This window comes from Burkholderia sp. MS455 (assembly GCF_016899445.1).
Taxonomy (GTDB): Bacteria; Pseudomonadota; Gammaproteobacteria; order Burkholderiales; family Burkholderiaceae; genus Burkholderia; species Burkholderia pyrrocinia_C.
In genome coordinates this window covers 1671280-1688527 of sequence record NZ_CP041778.1, presented here as the reverse complement: position 1 = coordinate 1688527, position 17248 = coordinate 1671280, and the positions used below count along the sequence as shown (strand labels likewise).

Annotated in this window: 14 protein-coding genes; 6 read left to right on the top strand and 8 right to left on the bottom strand. The window is 70.0% G+C overall.

Translation table 11 applies throughout. The features are described 5' to 3' along the window. Positions 1-14: 14 nt before the first annotated feature. The 6 genes from FPJ27_RS12175 to cobA form a co-directional block, all read right to left on the bottom strand. Positions 15-713: a fumarylacetoacetate hydrolase family protein gene (locus FPJ27_RS12175; protein WP_072438717.1), complete on the bottom strand. Its 699-nt coding sequence runs from the start codon at positions 711-713 to the stop codon at positions 15-17. Positions 714-839: 126 nt separating this feature from the next. Beyond that, positions 840-1781, bottom strand: a complete 942-nt coding sequence (locus FPJ27_RS12170; protein ID WP_204421286.1) for a helix-turn-helix transcriptional regulator — start codon at positions 1779-1781, stop codon at positions 840-842. A 92-nt stretch (positions 1782-1873) separates the two neighbouring features. Continuing rightward, complete coding sequence (locus FPJ27_RS12165) at positions 1874-2473, bottom strand: uracil-DNA glycosylase family protein (protein WP_204421285.1); 600 nt, start codon at positions 2471-2473, stop codon at positions 1874-1876. Positions 2474-2602: 129 nt separating this feature from the next. After that, a complete protein-coding gene (locus tag FPJ27_RS12160) occupies positions 2603-3655 on the bottom strand; it encodes a CmpA/NrtA family ABC transporter substrate-binding protein (protein WP_204421284.1) in 1053 nt (350 codons plus the stop codon). 5 nt (positions 3656-3660) lie between these two features. Further along, positions 3661-4257 (bottom strand): ANTAR domain-containing protein, encoded by a 597-nt coding sequence (locus tag FPJ27_RS12155; RefSeq protein WP_034180215.1) that lies wholly within the window; start codon positions 4255-4257, stop codon positions 3661-3663. A gap of 165 nt (positions 4258-4422) precedes the next feature. Next, the gene (cobA, locus tag FPJ27_RS12150; RefSeq protein ID WP_204421283.1) at positions 4423-5184 is read right to left on the bottom strand and encodes a uroporphyrinogen-III C-methyltransferase; all 762 of its coding nucleotides are present in this window, start codon (positions 5182-5184) and stop codon (positions 4423-4425) included. Positions 5185-5827: 643 nt separating this feature from the next. Between cobA and FPJ27_RS12145 the strand changes: the two genes are divergently transcribed. The 4 genes from FPJ27_RS12145 to FPJ27_RS12130 are packed head-to-tail and all read left to right on the top strand — an operon-like array spanning position 5828 to position 14356. Beyond that, a complete protein-coding gene (locus tag FPJ27_RS12145; RefSeq protein WP_204421282.1) occupies positions 5828-7156 on the top strand; it encodes an MFS transporter in 1329 nt (442 codons plus the stop codon). A gap of 21 nt (positions 7157-7177) precedes the next feature. Further along, positions 7178-9769, top strand: a complete 2592-nt coding sequence (gene nirB / locus FPJ27_RS12140) for a nitrite reductase large subunit NirB (RefSeq protein WP_204421281.1) — start codon at positions 7178-7180, stop codon at positions 9767-9769. Positions 9770-9807: 38 nt separating this feature from the next. Continuing rightward, positions 9808-10152, top strand: a complete 345-nt coding sequence (nirD, locus tag FPJ27_RS12135) for a nitrite reductase small subunit NirD (RefSeq protein ID WP_204421280.1) — start codon at positions 9808-9810, stop codon at positions 10150-10152. A 16-nt stretch (positions 10153-10168) separates the two neighbouring features. After that, positions 10169-14356 (top strand): bifunctional nitrate reductase/sulfite reductase flavoprotein subunit alpha, encoded by a 4188-nt coding sequence (locus tag FPJ27_RS12130; protein WP_204421279.1) that lies wholly within the window; start codon positions 10169-10171, stop codon positions 14354-14356. A 138-nt stretch (positions 14357-14494) separates the two neighbouring features. Here FPJ27_RS12130 and FPJ27_RS12125 read toward each other — a convergent pair whose 3' ends face one another. Beyond that, positions 14495-15271: an SDR family oxidoreductase gene (locus FPJ27_RS12125; RefSeq protein WP_072438703.1), complete on the bottom strand. Its 777-nt coding sequence runs from the start codon at positions 15269-15271 to the stop codon at positions 14495-14497. 4 nt (positions 15272-15275) lie between these two features. Beyond that, on the bottom strand, positions 15276-15713 hold the full coding sequence (locus FPJ27_RS12120; protein ID WP_204421278.1) for a heme-binding protein: 438 nt from the start codon (positions 15711-15713) through the stop codon (positions 15276-15278). 95 nt (positions 15714-15808) lie between these two features. On the opposite strand from FPJ27_RS12120, the gene FPJ27_RS12115 reads away from it, so the two are divergent. After that, positions 15809-16723, top strand: a complete 915-nt coding sequence (locus FPJ27_RS12115) for a LysR family transcriptional regulator (RefSeq protein ID WP_204423182.1) — start codon at positions 15809-15811, stop codon at positions 16721-16723. A gap of 80 nt (positions 16724-16803) precedes the next feature. Further along, positions 16804-17241 carry a hypothetical protein gene (locus FPJ27_RS12110; protein ID WP_072438697.1) on the top strand — a complete coding sequence of 146 codons (438 nt, stop codon included), beginning with the start codon at positions 16804-16806 and terminating at the stop codon, positions 17239-17241. The last annotated feature ends 7 nt before the right edge of the window (positions 17242-17248 follow it).

Sequence of the window (17248 nt, the reverse complement as noted above, 5' to 3'; positions counted from 1 at the left end):
GCCTCTTTGATCCGTTACGGCTTCGCGCCGACGACGAACTCGAATGCCGCGACGCCGTCGACGCCGCCCGTCACGCGGTCGCCCGGCTGCAGCGCGCCGACGCCGGCCGGCGTGCCGGTGAAGATCAGGTCGCCGGCCTTCAGTTCGACCGAACGCGACACATATGCGATGACGTCGGGCACGGCCCAGATCATGTCGGCCAGATCGCCTTGCTGGCGCGTTTCGCCGTTGACCGCGAGCCAGATGCGGCCGGCGGCCGGGTGGCCGGTGGCTGTCGCCGCGCGCAGCGCGGTCACGGGGCCCGACGCGTCGAAGCCCTTCGCCCAGTCCCACGGACGGCTCAGCTTCTTCGCTTCGGCCTGCAGGTCGCGGCGCGTGAGGTCGACGCCGACGCCGTAGCCCCACACGTGCGACAGCGCGTCGGCCGGGTCGATCGACCGGCCGTCCTTGCCGATCGCGACGACCAGTTCGATTTCGTGATGGAGGTCGCTCGTCAGCGGCGGATACGGGACGGTGCCGCTTGCCGGGACGATCGCGTCGGCCGGCTTCGTGAAGAAGAACGGCGGCTCGCGGTCGGGATCGGCGCCCATTTCGCGTGCGTGGTCGGCGTAGTTGCGGCCGACGCAGAACACGCGGCGCACCGGAAAGCGCGCGGAGGACTGTTCGACTTCGACGGAAGGACGCTCGGAAGCGTCGATGACATAGGCGGACATCGGATGGCCTCGTTCGGTGGGTAGACGGATGCCGGCGCCCGTGCGGCGCACGGGCCGGCATGCGTGCAACGATACCCGACGCGCGTGCGGCCGGATGCGACGCAACTGCGTTTTACCGGGACAAAACTACGCGTCGTCGGCGGCGGGTGCGTCGTCGCCGTCCGGCAACGCGGCGTTTGCGTCGCGGTACGCCTTCGGCGACACACCGACCCGCGCGCGGAAGCGCCGCGCGAAATACCCTTCGTCGCGAAAGCCGACCGAGCGCGCGATGTCCGCGATGCGCCGGCTCGTGTGGGCCAGCAGCGATTGCGCGAGCGCGATCCGGCGCTCGGTCACGAGATCGGTGAAGGTGCTGCCGGTTTCCTTGCGGACCAGGTGCGCGAGGTAGTTCGGCGACAGGAATGCGGCCTCGGCGGTCGCGGCGAGCGTCAGGTCCTCGCGGGTCAGGTTCGCACGCACGTGCCGCAGCACGCGCGCGAGCGCATCGCGCCGGCCCGCGCGCTGGGCGCCGCGCTGCGCGAGCTTGTCGAGCGCGCCCGCGTACTGCGTGCAGACGAGGCCGATCAGTTGCAGCAGGTAGCCGCGCAGCAGCGTGGTCGAGCCGAAGGTGCGCACGCGATCGGTGTCGAGCATGCACAGCGCGAGGCGCCGCGCTTCGTCGTACGTGTCGCCGGTCAGGATGAAGTCGAGATGCTCCTGGAAGCGGAACGGCGTCAGCTCGGGAAAGCGGTGCGCGGGCACGTCCTCGAGATCGAGCGGATCGACGTCGAGATCGGCGCGCAGGAACACCTGGCTGAAGTTGATGACGATGAAGTGCGCGCCTTCCGGATGCGGGATCAGGTGCTCGCGGTGCGGCAGCACGAACGCGAGCGCGCCGCGCGGAAACGGCCGCGTGACGCCGCCGATCCGCTGCTCGGTGTCGCCGCCGAGGTTGAACTGGATCTGGAAATACGCGTGCCGGTGCGGCTCGGTGATCGCCTGGCGCGACGCCTGGTCGCGGATGTAGAAATCGAGCCGGTCGCTGCGTTCGGGCATCCCGTACAGGCGCGGCGGGGCGGTGGATGGCATGAAGGATTCTGCGGTTCGTGACGCGGTTGAGCCGCGATGGTACAGCGAACCGGGCGCGGCGGGGATGGGCGGGGATGTGCCGGGCCGCGCGATCAACCCGCAACCAGCGGCGCGACCCGGCGGCGCAGTTCGGGCACGACGTCGGCGTCGAACCACGGATGGTGCTTGAACCACGCCTGGTTGCGCGGCGACGGATGCGGCAGCGGCAGCACGCCGGGGCCGTAGTCGCACCATGCGTGCACGGTGTCGGTCAGCGTTGCCTTGCGCGACTCGCGCAGGAAATGCCGCTGCGCGTACTGGCCGATCAGCAGCGTCAGCCGGACCGACGGCAACTCGGCAACCAGCCGGTCGATCCACAGTTGCGCGCATTCGGGGCGCGGCGGGTTGTCGCCGCTCGCGCCGCGGCCCGGGTAGCAGAAACCCATCGGCACGATCGCGAAGCGCATCTCGTCGTAGAAGGTATCGGCATCGACGTCGAGCCAGCCGCGCAGCCGCTTGCCGCTCGCGTCGTCCCACGGGATGCCGCTTGCATGGACACGCGCGCCCGGCGCCTGCCCGACGATCAGGATCCGTGCGTCGCGATGCGCGCGCACGACCGGGCGCGGGCCGAGCGGGAGCTCGGCTTCGCATGCGCGGCACGCGCGGATTTCGGTGAGCAGCGCGTCGAGCGGCGCGCGCGTTCGTTTCGGCATCGATTCGGATCGGGGACGGAGTGGCAATGCGGTGTCGTCCGTGCGGCGCATGCCGGAAGCCGCCGGGTGGCCCGGGGGGCGGCGTGGCACGGCTCCGGCGCGCGCGCCAACTGCGTCACATGGCGCGCATCACGCGCGCGACGGGCCCGCTGCGCCGCCTTCGGCGACCGCAGCATCATACAACGCGGTCTGCGCGATCGCCGCGGCGATCCCCGTGTCGTCGTGCGAACCGTCGAGCATGCCCCAGCGCCGGTATTGGGCCAGGAACCACCGGCCGTCGAGCGGATCGGGCCGGTTCACGGCGCCGCCGTCGTGGAAGCGGATCGGCAGCGGCGGCTCCGCGAACGGCCCCGCGCCGTAGTCGCCGAGCAGGCGCGGTGCGATCAGCCGGGCCGGCACGCCGATCGCGTCGGGCGACGCGAGCCAGCCGGCCGCCTCGACCCGGTGCGCGGCGCTGTCGAGCCACGCGCAGGCATCGACGAGCGTGCGGATCAGCGCGCGTGCGGTGGCCGGATACAGCGACACGAAGTCGCGCCGGGCCGCGAGCACCTTCTCCGGATGATCGGGCCAGATCTCGCTCGTGACGGCGACGGTGCGGCCGGCCTGGCACGCTTCGGCGACCGCATGCCACGGCTCGCCCGCGCAGAAGCCGTCGAGCTCGCCGTTCGCGAGCGCGGCGACCATCTCGGGCGGCGGGATCACGACGCTGCGCACGTCGCGCAGCGGATCGACGCCGTGCGATGCGAGCCAGTGGTTCAGCCACATCGCGTGCGTGCCGGTCGGGAACGTCTGCGCGAGCAGCGGCTTGCGGCCGAGCGTCGCGAGCGCGTCGCGCACGCTGCCGCTCTCGCGGTACGCGTCGGCGAGGCCGCGCGAGAACGAAATGGCCTGGCCGTTGCGGTTCAGCACCATCAGCGCGGCCATGTCCGCCTGCGGGCCGCCGATGCCGAGCTGCAGCCCGCAGACGAGCCCGTACAGCGCATGTGCCGCGTCGAGCTCGCCGCTCAGCAGCTTGTCGCGCACGGCGGCCCACGACGGCTGGCGGTTCAGTTCGAGCGTCAGGCCGTGCGGCGCACCGAGGTTCAGGCGCTGCGCGACGATCAGCGGGGCCGCGTCGCTCAGCGCGACGAACCCGAGGCGAAGATGCGCGCGTTCCGGCGCGGCGGGAGGCGAAGTATTCATGGCGGTCATGGCTGGGGTGACGCGTCGAGCAATTGCCGCGCGACGTCGACGATGCGCAGGCCCTGATCCATCGCGCGCTTGCGCAGCGCCGCATACGCATCGTGCTCGGACAGCCTGCGCTGGTCCATCAGCACGCGTTTCGCGCGGTCGATCAGCTTGCGCTCCGCGAGTTCGCGCTCGACGTCGGCGAGCCGGCGGCGCAGCGCATCGTCGTGCGAGAAGCGCGCGAGCGCGACTTCGAGAATCGGCGCGAGGCGCTCGGCCGACAATCCTTCGACGAGATACGCGCTGACGCCCGCGCCGACCGCCGCGCGGATCAGCGCCTGGTCGCCGTCGTGGCTGAACATCAGCACGGGGCGCGGCGCGGTCGCGTTCATCACCGCGAGCTGCTCGAGCGTGTCGCGCGACGGCGAATCGGTATCGATGATCACGACGTCGGGGCGCTGTTCCTCGACGGCCGCCGGCAGGCGCGCGGGCGTCGCGACGTCGTTCAGCATCTCGTAGCCGAGGCGCGCGAGCGCGTCGCCGAGCTCGCCGATCGGCTTGTCGGTGTCGGTGACGAGCAGCACGCGCAGGCGGGTGGGCAGGGCGGACGAACTCATGAGGCGAGCGGCAGCGGCGGAAGGTCGGCGCGACGCGCTAACGGCATGTGACGGCCGAGTCGGGACGCGGTTCCGATACCGCGCGTGTGCGACCGGCGGCCGGCGCGAACGCGGCCAATGGATTCGGAAGAGGTGGGCGGCCGGCGCCGCGCGATGCAGCGCATGCTACGCAGCCCGGGCCAGCGCCGCGTCGCGCGCGGCATCCTCGTGCTGCACGGCCGCCTCGCCGATCGCGCCGCCGACGAGGATCACGGCCGGGCTGCCGAGCCGCGCTTCGTCGATGCCGCGCGCAAGGCCGCCGAGCGTGCCGGTCCAGCGCCGTTCGTCGGGCGTGCCGGCCCATTGCACGGCCGCGGCCGGCGTCGACGCCGGCAACGCGGCGAGCAGGCCCGCCGCAATGCTGTCGACGCGGCTCATCCCCATGTAGATCGTGAGCGTGGTGCCGGTCGCCGCGAGCCGCGACCAGTCGGGTTCGCCGTGATCCTGGCGGTGCGCGGTGACGAACGTGACGCCCTGGCAGTGCTCGCGGTGCGTGAGCGAGATGCCGAGGCTCGCGGCGGCCGCGAATCCCGACGAGATGCCGTTGACGATCTCCACGGGAATCGCGGCGGCGCGCAGCGTCGCGAGCTCTTCGCCGGCCCGCCCGAACAGCAGCGCGTCGCCGCCCTTCACGCGCACCACGTGCGCGCCGCGCAGCGCGTAGCGGCGCATCAGCCGCTCGATGAACGCCTGCGGCGTGGAGCGGCAGCCGCCGCGCTTGCCGACGCGGATCACGCGCGCCTGCGGTGCGAGTTCGGCGATGCCGGGCGCGACGAGATCGTCGAGCAGCAGCACGTCGGCGGCGGCCAGTGCTTTGACGGCCTTCAGCGTGAGGAGATCGAGGTCGCCGGGGCCGGCGCCCAGCAAGGTGACTTTGCCTGTCGTCATGTCGTGTTCCAGTGCCGCGTGCGTGCGGCCGTCGATAGCGCGTTGTCTGCGCGGCGGCGGCGGGCGGTAGAAACATACCGGCATCCGGCCGTGCCGCGCACGGGAGGGACGCCGTTGTCCTGACGGGCCCGCCGTGATCGACGGGCATGGTTTTGCGGGAACTGCCCACCGGCGCCGTTGCCGGTGTGATGCATGAGCTTCAGCAATATCCGGGCCAACCGGCGCGATGCGCGGCGGGAGCGCGGCGCGACGGCCGCGTGCATGAATGCGCACGCAGCGCGCGGAGAGACGCGATGCCGCGCCGGCGTGCATCGTGCCCCGTCAGCGCGCACCGCGATGTCGCACGGCGACAGTGCTGCAGCGCACCACATCTGTGCCTCGCTGCATCGCGGCGCATCGTGCGCCGCGTGCCGGAGCGCGGCGCATGCTGGCCGGCGAGCCTTGCGCAGCGGGGATGCCGGCGCGATTCGGGCCGACATGGCATGGCGTTTGCGTAAGCTGGTTCGGACGGGTCAATGGCGATTCGTCCGCAGTACCGAATACATACGCGCCCGGCAACGGGCTTCATGGGCAACGGCGTCCTACGCATCGGGTCTCGACGAGACCGGGTGCGCAGGACGCCGTTTTTCGTTTGGCGGATGACATGACCGACAAAGCTACCCGTATCGATCTCTTCAGCCTCCGCACCGCGCCGATGCGCGCGTTCCACCTGACGTGGATGGCGTTTTTCGTATGCTTCTTCGCGTGGTTCGCATGCGCGCCGCTGATGCCGCTCATCGCACGCGAATTTCATCTGACGGCGGCACAGGTCGCCAACATCAACATCGCCGCGGTGGCCGCGACGATCGCCGTGCGGCTGCTCGTCGGCCCGCTGTGCGACCGCTTCGGCCCGCGCCGCATCTATGCCGGCCTGCTGCTGTTCGGCGCGATTCCCGTGTTCGCCGTGTCGTTCACGCACGACTACTGGTCGTTCCTGATCTGCCGGCTCGGCATCGGCGCGATCGGCGCGGGCTTCGTGATCACGCAGTACCACACGTCGGTGATGTTCGCGCCGAACGTGGTCGGCACCGCGAACGCGACGACGGCCGGCTGGGGCAATGCGGGTGCGGGCGCGACGCAGGCGCTGATGCCGCTGCTGGTCGCCGCCGGCCTGATGCTCGGCTTCGGCGAAAGCTCGTCGTGGCGCATCGCGCTGGTCGTGCCGGGCGTCGCGATGCTCGTGATGGCCTGGGCGTACTGGCGCTTCACGCAGGATTGCCCGCAAGGCGATTTCGTCGCACTGCGCAAGGAAGGCGTGACGATCGACAGCGGCAAGAAGGGCGGCTGGGCGAGCTTCGTCGCCGCGTGCGGCAACTATCGCGTGTGGATGCTGTTCGTCACGTACGGCGCGTGCTTCGGCGTCGAGGTGTTCATCCATAACATCGCCGCGCTGTACTACGTCGATCACTTCAGCCTGTCGCTGAAGGACGCGGGCTTCGCGGTTGGCATGTTCGGGCTGCTCGCGCTGTTCGCCCGCGCGCTCGGCGGCTGGCTGTCCGACAAGATCGCCGCGCGGCGCAGCCTCGACGTGCGCGCGGCGCTGCTGTGCGCGCTGATCGTCGGCGAAGGGCTCGGGCTGATCTGGTTCTCGCATGCGCAAAGCGTCGGCATCGCACTCGTCGCGATGCTGACCTTCGGCCTGTTCACGCATATGGCCTGCGGCGCGACCTACGCGCTGGTGCCGTTTATCGACCGCAAGGCGCTCGGCGGTGTCGCGGGGATCGTCGGCGCGGGCGGCAACGTCGGCGCGGTCGCCGCGGCCTTCCTGCTGAAGGGCGTCGGCGACGTGCAGCACACGCTGAGCCTGCTCGGCCTCGCCGTCACCGCGACCGCGCTGTGCGCGATGGCCGTGCGCTTCACCGACGAACACAAGGCACGCGAGGCCGAGCTGCGCGACCGCGCGCTGGCCGCCGCCGCGAACGCCGCGAACTGATCGACCGAAGGAACCGTCATCATGAAACTCATCGTCATCGGCCACGGCATGGTCGGCCACAAGCTGCTCGAATGCGTCGCGGCGGAAGCGGGCACGACGGACGCGCTGCAGGTCACCGTGCTCGGCGAGGAGTCGCGTCCGGCCTACGATCGCGTGCACCTGTCCGAATTCTTCGCGGGCAAGTCGGCGGACGACCTGTCGCTCGTCGAACCCGGCTTCTTCGAGCGTCATCCTCGATTCGACCTGCGCCTGAATGCGCGCGTCGCATCGATCGACCGCGCCGCGCATACGGTCATGCTCGCGTCGGGCGAAACGCTCGCATACGACAAGCTGGTGCTCGCGACGGGCTCGCGCCCGTTCGTGCCGCCGATGCCGGGGCATGATCGCGCGGGCTGCTTCGTGTACCGGACGATCGAGGATCTCGAAGCGATGCAGGCGTGCGGCACGCACGCGAAGCGCGGCGTCGTGGTCGGCGGCGGGCTGCTCGGCCTCGAATGCGCGAAGGCGCTGCGTGACATGGGGCTCGACACGCACGTCGTCGAATTCGCGCCGCGGCTGATGGCGGTGCAGGTCGACGACGGCGGCGGCCGGATGCTGCGCGCGAAGATCGAGGCGCTCGGCGTGACCGTGCATACGGGCAAGAACACGCTCGAGATCGTCGATGGCGAGGAAGGCACGCACCGGATGGCGTTCGCCGACGGCACGCATCTCGACGCCGACATGATCGTGTTCTCGGCCGGCATCCGCGCGCGCGACGAGCTGGCGCGCGCATGCGGGCTCGACATCGGCCCGCGCGGCGGCGTCGCGATCGACGACGCTTGCCGCACGAGCGACGCCGACATCTACGCGATCGGCGAATGCGCGGCGTGGAACGGCATGGTGTACGGCCTCGTCGCACCCGGCTACGACATGGCGCGCGTGGTCGCGAAGCAGCTGGGCAGCGACACGAACGAGGCACCCGCGTTCGCGGGCGCCGACATGAGCACGAAGCTGAAGCTGATGGGCGTCGACGTCGCGAGCATCGGCGACGCGCACGGCACGACGGCCGGCAGCCGCACCTACCAGTACGCGGACGAGCGCCGGCAGGTCTACAAGAAGCTCGTGGTGTCCGACTGCGGCAAGTTCCTGCACGGCGCGGTGATGGTCGGCGACGCGGCGGAATACGGCACGCTGCTGCAGATGATGCTGAACCGCATCGAGCTGCCCGAGTCGCCCGAATTCCTGATCCTGCCGTCGTCGGACGGCGCGGCGAAGCCGGCGATCGGCGTCGACGCGCTGCCTGCGGCCGCACAGATCTGCTCGTGCAACAACGTGTCGAAGTCGCAGATCTGCACGGCGGTCGCCGACGGCGCGACCAGCCTCGGCGCGCTGAAGTCGTGCACGGGCGCCGGCACGTCGTGCGGCGGCTGCGTGCCGCTCGTCACGCAGATCATGAAGGCCGAGATGAAGAAGCAGGGCCTCGCGGTCAACAACCATATCTGCGAGCACTTCCCGCATTCGCGCCAGGAGCTGTTCCACCTGGTCCGCGTCGCAGGCATCAAGACCTTCGACGAACTGCTCGCGAAGCACGGCCGCGGGCTCGGCTGCGACGTGTGCAAGCCGGCCGTCGCGGGCATCCTAGCGTCGTGCTTCAACGAGTTCGTGCTGAAGAAGGAGCATGCGGGGCTGCAGGATTCGAACGACTACTACCTCGCGAACATCCAGCGCGACGGCACGTATTCGGTCGTGCCGCGCATGCCGGGCGGCGAGGTCACGCCGGAAGGGCTGATCGCGGTCGGCCAGGTCGCGCAGAAGTACGGGCTCTATACGAAGATCACTGGCGGCCAGCGCGTCGACCTGTTCGGTGCGCGCGTCGAGCAGTTGCCGTCGATCTGGGAAGAGCTGATCGCGGCCGGCTTCGAATCGGGGCATGCGTACGGCAAGGCGCTGCGCACCGTGAAGTCGTGCGTCGGCTCGACGTGGTGCCGCTATGGCGTCGACGATTCGGTCGGCCTCGCGATCGAACTCGAGAACCGCTACAAGGGCCTGCGCGCGCCGCACAAGATCAAGTTCGGCGTGTCGGGCTGCACGCGCGAGTGCGCGGAAGCGCAGGGCAAGGACGTCGGGATCATCGCGACCGAGAAGGGCTGGAACCTGTACGTGTGCGGCAACGGCGGGATGAAGCCGCGCCACGCGGAGCTGCTCGCGTCCGACCTCGATCGCGCCACGCTGATGCGCTACATCGACCGCTTCCTGATGTTCTACGTGCGCACGGCCGACCGCCTGCAACGCACGAGCGTGTGGCGCGACAACCTCGAAGGCGGGCTCGACTACCTGATCGACGTGGTCGTGCACGACAAGCTCGGGATCGCGGCCGAACTCGAAGCCGACATGCAGCACGTGGTCGACACCTACGAGTGCGAATGGAAGAAGGCCGTCACCGATCCCGACACGCGCAAGCGCTTCCGCCACTTCGTGAACAGCGATGCGCCGGACGCGAACATCGCGTTCGTCGAGACGCGCGGCCAGATTCGCCCCGCGACGCCCGACGAGCGCGTGCGCGGCAAGCCCGTGACGATTCCCGTCGTCGCCGAAAGCGCGACGCAGGCCGTGACCGAATCCGCAACCGTCTGACCCTGACCGACACCAGCGTCTTTTCCAAGGAGCCCATCATGAACGATCGTCTTCCGCTGTCCTGGACCCGCGTGTGCCCGCTCGACGACATCGTGCCGAACACCGGCGTGTGCGCGCTCGTCAACGGCGAGCAGGTCGCGGTGTTTCGCGTCGCGCATGCCGACGGCGGCGTGTTCGCGATCGACAACGTCGATCCCCTGTCGCAGGCGGCCGTGATGTCGCGCGGGCTGATCGGCAGCCTCGGCGAACGCGTCGTCGTCGCGTCGCCGCTGTACAAGCAGCATTTCGACCTGCGCACCGGCGAATGCCTCGAAGCGCCCGAGCAGTCGGTGAGCGCGTATCCGTCGCGGGTCGAGGACGGCTTCGTGTGGATCGCGGCCTGACCGCCCCGGAGCGCGCATGACCGCCACCCCCGTCAAGAGCGTGTGCCCGTACTGCGGCGTCGGCTGCGGGATGGTGCTGCACGTCGAGGATGGCGAAGTCGTCAAGGTGTCCGGCGACGCCGACCATCCGACCAACTTCGGGCGGCTGTGCACGAAGGGTTCGTCGGCGCACGTCGCGCTGCGCCGCTCCGGGCGGCTCGACCGCGCGTTCGTGCGCCGTGCGCGCGAGGACGACCTCGTGCCGCTGCCGGCGCGCGACGCGATCGCCGAGACCGCGCGCCGCCTGCGCGCGGTGCTCGATGCGCACGGCCCCGACGCGCTGTCGTTCTACGTGTCGGGGCAGATGTCGATCGAGGCGCAATACCTCGTCAACAAGCTCGCGAAGGGCTTCGTCGGCACCAACAACATCGAGTCGAACTCGCGCCTCTGCATGGCGAGCGCGAGCACCGGCTACAAGCAGTCGCTCGGCGCGGACGGCCCGCCCGGGTCGTACCAGGACTTCGATCGCGCGAACCTGTTCTTCGTGATCGGCGCGAACATGGCCGACTGCCATCCGATCCTGTTCCTGCGGATGATGGATCGCGTGAAGGCCGGCGCGAAGCTGATCGTCGTCGATCCGCGCCGCACCGGCACGGCCGACAAGGCCGACCTGTTCCTGCAGATCCGGCCCGGCACCGATCTCGCGCTGACGAACGGGCTGCTGCACCTGTTACACGCGAACGGCCGCATCGACGGCGCGTTCATCGACGCATACACCGAAGGCTGGGACGCGATGCCCGCGTTCCTCGCCGACTACACGCCCGAGCGCGTCGCGGAAATCACCGGGCTCGCGGAAGCCGACCTGCGCACGGCCGCGCAATGGATCGGCGATGCGCCGGAGTGGATGAGCTGCTGGACGATGGGGCTCAACCAGAGCACGCACGGCGTGTGGAACACCAACGCGATCTGCAACCTGCATCTCGCGACCGGCCGCATCTGCCGCCCCGGCAGCGGGCCGTTCTCGCTGACGGGCCAGCCGAACGCGATGGGCGGGCGCGAGATGGGCTACATGGGCGCCGGGCTGCCGGGCCAGCGCTCGGTGCTGTCCGACGACGACCGGCGCTTCGTCGAGAACCTGTGGCGCGTGCCGGCCGGCACGCTGCGCAAGGAAACCGGCCAGGGCACCGTCGACCTGTTCTCACGGATGGCGGCCGGCGACATCAAGGCGTGCTGGATCGTCTGCACGAACCCGGTCGCGACCGTGCCGAACCGGCAGAACGTGATCGCCGGGCTGCAGGCCGCGGAGCTCGTGATCGCGCAGGACGCGTTCCTCGACACCGAGACCAACCGCTACGCGGACATCCTGCTGCCCGGCGCGCTGTGGGCCGAGGGCGACGGCGTGATGATCAACTCCGAACGCAACATGACGCTGATGCGTGCCGCGGTCGCGCCGCCCGGCGACGCGCTGCCCGACTGGCGCATCGTCGCGGAAGTCGCGCGCGCGATGGGCTTCGGCGATGCGTTCGACTATGCGTCGGCGGCCGACGTGTTCGACGAGATCGTGCGTTTCTCGAATCCGGCGACGGGCTACGACCTGCGCGGCGCGAGCCACGCGGCGCTGCGCGACGGCCCGGTGCAGTGGCCGGTCGCGCCGGGCACCGCGCGCGAGCGGCACCCGATCCGCTACCTGAACGACGGCGTGAGCCAGACGCCGCGCAAGGCGGCCGACGGGAGCGCTGCGCTGCATCTCGCGTTCCCGACGCCGTCGGGCAAGGCATGCTTTTTCGCGCGGCCGCACGTCGATCCGGCCGAGCTGCCCGACGACACGTTCCCGATCGTGCTGAACACCGGGCGGCTGCAGCATCAATGGCACACGATGACGAAGACGGGCAAGGTCGCGATGCTGAACAAGCTGAACCCGCGCCCGTTCGTCGAACTTCACCCGGACGATGCGAGCGCGCTCGGCATTGCCGCGAAGGACAGCGTCGAGATCCGCTCGGCGCGCGGCCGCGCGGTGCTGCCGGCCGTCGTGACCGAGCGCGTGCGGCGCGGCAACTGCTTCGCGCCGATGCACTGGAACGACGTGTACGGCGACGACCTGTGCATCAACGCGGTGACGAACGACGCGATCGATGCCGAATCGCAGCAACCCGAACTGAAATATTGCGCGGTCGCGCTGCGGCGCGTCGAGACCGACGCGTTCGCGTCCGCCGACGAGGAGACGGTGCGGCCCGACGCATGCGCCGACGACGCGCGGCCCGCTTCGGCGATGGTGCAGGCCGCTGCTTCACAGGAATCCGACATGGCAGACATCGATGCATTCGCGGCCGCGCTCGGCGTGACCGACTTCGCGCCGCCGCCGTTGACCGACACGGAACGGCTGTACGTGGCCGGCCTCGTCAGCGGGCTGAAGGCGAGCGCCGGCCGGCGCGAGGGCGGCGTGCCCGTGCTGCCGGCCGGCGCGCCGCTCACGCCACCGGTGCGGTTCTGGCTCGACGGGATGCTCGCGGGCCTGTTCAGCCGTTCGCTGCCCGCGAGTTCTCCGGTTGCAGCGGCACCTGCGCTACCGGCCGATGCCGCTGCAACCGGCGGCGTGCGGATCGTGCGCACGCGCCCGAAGGTCGTGCTGCTGTGGGCATCGCAGACCGGCAACATCGAATCGCTGACCGAGGATTACGCGACGCAGCTGATGAACGCGGGCTTCGAGATCCGCACCGCGTGCATGTCCGACTATCCGGTCGCGTCGCTCGCGGGCGCGCAATACGTGCTGCTGATGACGAGCACGTTCGGCGACGGCGATGCGCCCGACAACGGCAGCGAGTTCTGGGACGCGCTGCAGGCCGGCAGCGCCGCGCGCCTCGACGGCGTGCACTTCGCGGTGCTCGCGTTCGGCGATCGCAACTACGACCAGTTCTGCGGCCACGGCCGCCGGCTCGACGCGCGGCTCGCGGAACTCGGCGCGGCGCGGCTGTGCGCGCGCGTCGATTGCGACGTCGAATTCCAGCGCGACGCCGACCAGTGGCTCGAACGCGTCGTCGCGCGGATCAAGGAGGCCGATGCCGCGTTGCACGCGGTGCCGTCCGGCGGGATGAGCCCGTCGGGGCTGCTGCCGTCGAAGGCGCATCCGGCGCCGTCGAAGCTCGTCGCGAACCTGCGGCTCAACCGTCCGGGCGCCGCTAAGGACACGCGTTATGTGTCGCTGTCGACCGAAGGCGCGAACCTCGAATACGAAACCGGCGACGCGCTCGGCGTGTGGCCGACCAATTGCCCGGAGCTGGTCGACGAGTTGCTGTCCGTCACCGCGCTGAAGGCCGACGCGCCCGTGTCGGTGGCGGGCGTCGGCGACGTGCGGCTCGGCGATGCGCTCGCGCGCCACTTCGACATCACGCGCCCGCATCCGGACACGCTCGCGTTCATCGCGTCGCGCAGCGCGAACGGCGCGCTGAAATCGTTGCTCGGCGACGACCGCAAGGGCGACCTGAAGCAATGGTTGTGGGGGCAACAGCTTGCGGACGTGCTGCACGAGTTTCCGGTCGAGCTGTCGGGCACGGAGCTGGTCGGGATGCTGAAGCGGCTGCAGCCGCGCCTTTATTCGATCGCGTCGAGCCCGAGCGCGCACCGGGGCGAGATCCACCTGACCGTGTCGGCCGTGCGTTATCACAACGGCCGGCGCGCGCGCAAAGGCGTTGCGTCGACGTTCCTCGCCGATCGCGCGGACGACGGCCGCGTGCCCGTGTTCGTGCAGAAGTCCGCGCATTTCCGGCCGCCGGCGAACGGCGACGTGCCGATCGTGATGGTCGGCCCGGGCACCGGCGTCGCGCCGTTCCGCGGCTTCCTGCACGAGCGGCAGGCGCGCGGCGCGCGCGGGCGCAACTGGCTGTTCTTCGGCGAGCAGCACGCGCAGACCGACTTCTACTACGGCGACGAGCTGGGCGCGATGCACGACAGCGGCTTCCTGACGCGGCTCGATCTCGCGTTCTCGCGCGACCAGGCCGACAAGATCTACGTGCAGGACCGGATGCGCGAGCAGGGCGCCGAGCTGTTCGCCTGGCTGGAGGAAGGCGCGCACTTCTACGTGTGCGGCGACGCGTCGCGGATGGCGAAGGATGTCGATACGGCGCTGAAGGCGGTCGTGGCCGAGCACGGCGGAATGTCAGACGACGACGCGAACGACTACGTCGCGCGGCTCGCGAAGGCGCGGCGCTATATGCGGGACGTGTATTGAACCCAGGCGGGGGGCTTGACGCGACCGTGCCGGCTGGCTGTCCCGGCACGGTGGCCGGCCAGCCGGCGGCGGTCCGGGCTGCCGGGATGGCGGTCGATGACGGACGCGGTGTGACTCGTCGGCCGCCAACAGCTTGCGTCACTGCTGCCGATCCCACGCGCGCGCCTGTTCGGCACGCACGAACGCTTCCGACGACTGCGGCAGCAGGTTGCGGAATGCGCCGCCGTCGTTTTCGATCACGTCGACCATCTTCGCGATCATTTCCTCCGGGTCGTGCTGTTCGAGCGGGAACGTCAACCGCTCGGGCGTCACGGTGTGGACGGCCGGATCGTGCCAGCGCCGTGTCGTTTCCATCATCCGGTCGTTGAAGCCGGTGCTGTACGGGCCGGGGTTCACGACCGCGACGCGGATGCCGTGCGGCGCCAGTTCCGCGTGCATCGCCTCGGCCACCGATTCGACCGCGTGCTTCGACGCGCAATAAGCGCCGGTGAACGGCCCCGTGATCAGGCCCGCGATCGACGACACGAACACGATCTTGCCGTGCCGGCGCGCGAGCATGCCGCGCGCGATTTGCTGCGTGAGTTCGAGCGGCCCGAATACGTTGACGTCGAACAGCTCGCGCACGATTTCGACAGGCAGGTCGACGAGCGCGCCGGCTTCGCCGACGCCCGCGTTGTTCACGAGCACGTCGAAGTCGAGATCGGCCGCGCGGGCGCGGTCGTGGGCCGACGTGACGTCGAGTTTGATGGCGCGCAGCGCGGTGCCGCGTTGCGCGGCGGCGGCCGTCAGGCTGTCGATCTCGGCCGTGACGCGCACGCCGGCCGTCACGTCGTGACCGCGTTCGGCGAGCCGCAGCGCAACTTCGCGGCCGAAGCCGGTGCCTGCGCCGGTGATGAGGATGCGTTTCTGTGCCATGTTCCTACCTTGTGGTGTGAAAGGTTGCCTGAAAGCGGTCGCTGCAGTGCCGGGCGATCGCGGTGTCTTTGTCGACGCTGCCGCCCGAGACGCCGATGGCACCGACGCAGCGGCCGTTGCCGTCGACGAGCGGTTCGCCGCCGCCGAACGTGACGAGCCCGCCGTGACTGTGCTCGATGCCGCGCAGCGGGCCGTCGCCCGACATCGCGCCGAGCGAGCCGGTCGATGCGCGGAAGCGGACCGCCGTCAGCGCCTTGCGCTGCGCGAGATCGATCGCGCCGAGAAAGCAGTCGTCGGTGCGCACGAACGCGAGCAGGTTCGCGCCGGCATCGACGATCGCGATGGCGATACCGGCGACCTGCAGCGACGCGGCGTGCGCGAGTGCCGCTTCGATCGTGCGGCGGGCGGTTGCGAGCGGCAGCGCAGGGGTGAGCGGGGTCATTCGAGGCTCCGGTGGGACGACAGGGCCAGTGTAGGCAGTTGCGGTATATGGGAGAATCCGCCTTCCACTCGAAGGAGCTTCAAGTTTTTTTAATGATGGGCAGACGCGATCCGATGGCCGGGCTGCACGTGTTCATGACCGTCGCGACGGCCGGCAATTTCACGCGGGCGGCCGCCGTGCTCGGCCTGACGCCGGCTGCCGTCAGCCTCGCGATCGGGCAGCTCGAGGGCGAGCTGAACGTGAAGCTGTTCAATCGCAGCACGCGCGGCGTGAGCCTGACGGAAGCCGGGCAGCGCTACCGGCAGCAGACGGAGCCCGCATACCGTCAGGTCATGCAGGTGCGCGGCGAGCTGAAGGATGCGCGCAGCGAGCCGGGCGGGCTGTTGCGCGTCACCGCTCTGCCGCTCGCGCGCACGCTCGTGATCGCGCCGATTCTTGCCGTGTTCCGCGAGCGCTATCCGAAAGTCAGGCTCGAGATCCGCTACGAGAACGAGCTGGTCGACATCGCGAAGGAAGGGTTCGATGCGGGGATCCGGCTCGCCGACCGGTTGCAGCCGGGCATGATCGGCGTACGGATCGCGCCCGCGTTGTCGTGCGCGCTGGTCGCGTCGCCCGGTTATCTGGCACGGTACGGCGCGCCAGCGTCGATCGCGGAGCTCGAGCGTCATGCGTGCATTCGCTTCCGGTTTTCGGAGAGCGGGCGCCTGCATAAGTGGTTGCTGCACGATGGGCGCCGTGACGTCGATCTCGATCCGGACGGCGTATTCGTGACGAACGACGCCGACGCGGTGATCGACGCGGCGCGCGCGGGTGTCGGGATCGCGTTTGCGTTCATGCGTGAGCGCATCGAGCAGGACCTGCGCGACGGCACGCTCGTCGAGGTGCTGCCGGGTGCGTGCCGGACGTTGCCGCCGATGTGGCTGTATTACGTGAATCGCAAGCACGTGCCGGCCAAGTTGCGCGCGTTCATCGACGTGCTGCGCGAGCGCAACGGCGCAGACTTGGCGTAGTCCCGTCGTCCGGTTGCCGGCAGCGATTCGCGGGGCGGAGCATGATGGCGGTTCTGTCCACGAAGCCACGGAGTCGCGCCATGCTCGTATTCGCTCGCTTTCCGCTTCCGATCCTCGGTGCTGCTGGATCGCTGGTTGCTGCTGTCGCGCTCGGGAGCGCGCCGGCCGTGGCCCAGACGTCGACCGTGCCGGCGAGCACAGCCGTTGCCACGCCTGACAACGCGGTGCTGCTGACTGTCTTTCTGAAGCACGACCAGTCGCGCCCGCTCGCCGAGCTGAATGCGCAACTCGCGAAGCAGGGTTTCTACAAGGCGTTTCCGCCGCCGGGCGTCGAGGTGGTGAGCTGGACCGTGACGATGGGGATCGGGCAGATCGTCGTGCTGCGGCTGCCGGCTTCGCGGCTGCGCGAGGTCAATCGCGTGCTCGAGGATACGGCGTGGGGCGCGTATCGAACGGAGTTCTATCCGACTTACGACTACAAGGCGATCGGGTTGGCGGAGCATGAGCGGGGGAAGTAATTGGAGC